Origin of the sequence: Candidatus Pelagibacter sp. (genome assembly GCF_052049815.1) — a bacterium.
GTDB lineage: Bacteria > Pseudomonadota > Alphaproteobacteria > Pelagibacterales > Pelagibacteraceae > Pelagibacter.
In genome coordinates, this window is record NZ_JBNGZG010000080.1 from 1 (window position 1) to 2,214 (window position 2,214).

Genomic DNA, 2,214 nt, shown 5'->3' on the forward strand with positions numbered 1-2,214 from the left:
ATTTTTATATTTTTTATAAAAAAATTTTTTTTCGTAATTAAGCATTAAAAAGTATATTTTATGTCCATACTTTATTAATTCTTTGTATAGAGAAAAAGATCTAGATAAGTGGCCAGAGCCATTCTTTACATTACAATCAACTCTAAATAATATTTTCACCTTGAAAAAGATCTTGTCACCATAAAAGATTCAGCAAAGTTTTCAAACATTTGGGAACCTCTCAGCTTTGCAAGATTTAAAACATTCTCATAAGATCTTGAATGTGGTGAAGTCCTCATTTCATGATCGTACTTTTTTAAAGCTTTTAATTTTAAATTGATTGTCTTGTTAATACATTCAAAATGATTAGGAACAAATGTTTCCTGGACTCCATAATGATAATCTGTGCTTGACAGTACTTCAAAAGCAAAAATTTTCCTTACACTGTTTTTCTTTGTGGGTCGGCAAGCAGTTAACACAGCTCTAGCCACCATTTGGTGATCAATATTTAAATCTCCATGAAAATGAGTGTAGATAGTATCTGGTAAAAAACTTTTGATCTTTATTTCTATTTCTTTAATTAAGTTTAAAATCGGAACATTATCAAATTCATTATCTGGAAAATCTAGTATTTGTAATTTTTTCACTCCAATCAGCTTATTAGCAACTTGAGCCATTTTAATATTCTTAATTAAATCTTTTTTTTTATTTTTAATATTTTCTCTAGATAGGATACCTTTTGACATTATTAATGTATTTACAATTGCTTTTTCTTTTAAAATTTTTTTTGCTATAGTTGCACCACATCCAAGCACTTCATCATCTGGATGTGCAGCAATAACTAAAATTTTTTCTCTCATAAAATTAGTTCATTCGATTGAATGGTTTTTTTGGCAAAGGTCCATTTAAATTATTAATTAAGTAATTTTTTTCACTTATATTACCAGAAATGTTATCTAATATATCATTTAAATTATCTAAATAATTATTCACAATATCTTCTTCGTGAGCTACAGATGTATAAATTGAGTTGCTAAAGAGATAACCTCTTTTTAACATTTCTTGTGTTAGATAAGCATTTAAATATTCACTGTTTTTTGTTTTAAACTGAAAATTTGTTAGAGCTGGTAAACCTAAAAATTCAATTTTTAGTCCATGTTGTTTGGCTACATTAGATAATCCCCTTCTAATATACTTACCAATATTAGTAATTTTATTCCATGAGTTTATTTTTCTCATTTCTTTTAATGTAATCAATCCAGCTGAAAAACCAATTCTCTCTGACCAAAATGTACTGCTAATAAAACTCGATTTAACATTTTCCATAACTTCTTTTTTTCCAACACAAGCCGTAATAGGATAACCATTTCCTAATGCTTTTCCAAATAAAACAATGTCAGGAGTAATACCATATTTCTGATAAATTCCCCCATAATTAGATCTGAAACCAGAAGTACACTCATCAAAAATTAGAACAATTTTCTCTTTATCACAAATTTTTCTAAGTTCTTTTAAAAAGGATCTTTTGGGCTCTATATTTCTATAAACCTCTAATTTTATAACTCCTATATTTTTATCTAGTGCGATTAATTTTTTTACAGAATTAATATCATTAAATTTGAATGTGTATGATTTATTGGATAAAAATTTAGGTACACCTGAAGTAAAAAAGCCACTCATCAAATGATTATTTAGATTCTTTTTATTTTTTAAATTTGCAGATAAATACCAATCATGCCATCCATGGTAACCACAAAATGCCACTTTATCTTTACCAGCTGCTGCTCTTGCTATTCTTATTGCAATCGAATTAATTTCACCACCGGTTCTAGCAAATCTCACCATATCAGCCCACTTATTCATTTGAATTAATTCTTTTGCTAAATCTAATTCTTCAAAACAGTTAAGAGTGCTCATCGACCCACAGTCAATTTTTTTTTTTACAAAATTATCAACAATTTTATTTGAATATCCAAGAATATTGGTTCCAACACCCATCAAAGAAAAATCATAATATTTCTTTCCGTCTAGAGAAGTTATCATACAACCATTAGCTTTTTTATAATATAGTGGCCATTGATTAGGTAAAATATATTTTGGATTTTTTGAAAGCATTTGATTTCCTGTTGGAATAATTTTTTCAGCTTCAAAAAAAGAATATTTTTTATTTATCTTATTCAATCCATAATTTCTTTTAAAGAATTTATTTTCTAAAAATAATTCAGGATTTTTGTT

At 26.8% G+C, this 2,214-nt stretch carries 2 protein-coding genes; both read right to left on the bottom strand.

Annotation, left to right across the window (positions count from 1 at the left end):
- Nucleotides 1–155: 155 nt before the first annotated feature.
- Complete coding sequence (locus ACTT9D_RS07230) at nt 156–839, bottom strand: PIG-L deacetylase family protein (protein WP_440931109.1); 684 nt, start codon at nt 837–839, stop codon at nt 156–158.
- Between the two features lie 4 nt (nt 840–843).
- On the bottom strand, nt 844–2,214 hold a 1,371-nt coding region (locus ACTT9D_RS07235; protein ID WP_440931110.1), incomplete at its 5' end, for an aminotransferase class III-fold pyridoxal phosphate-dependent enzyme.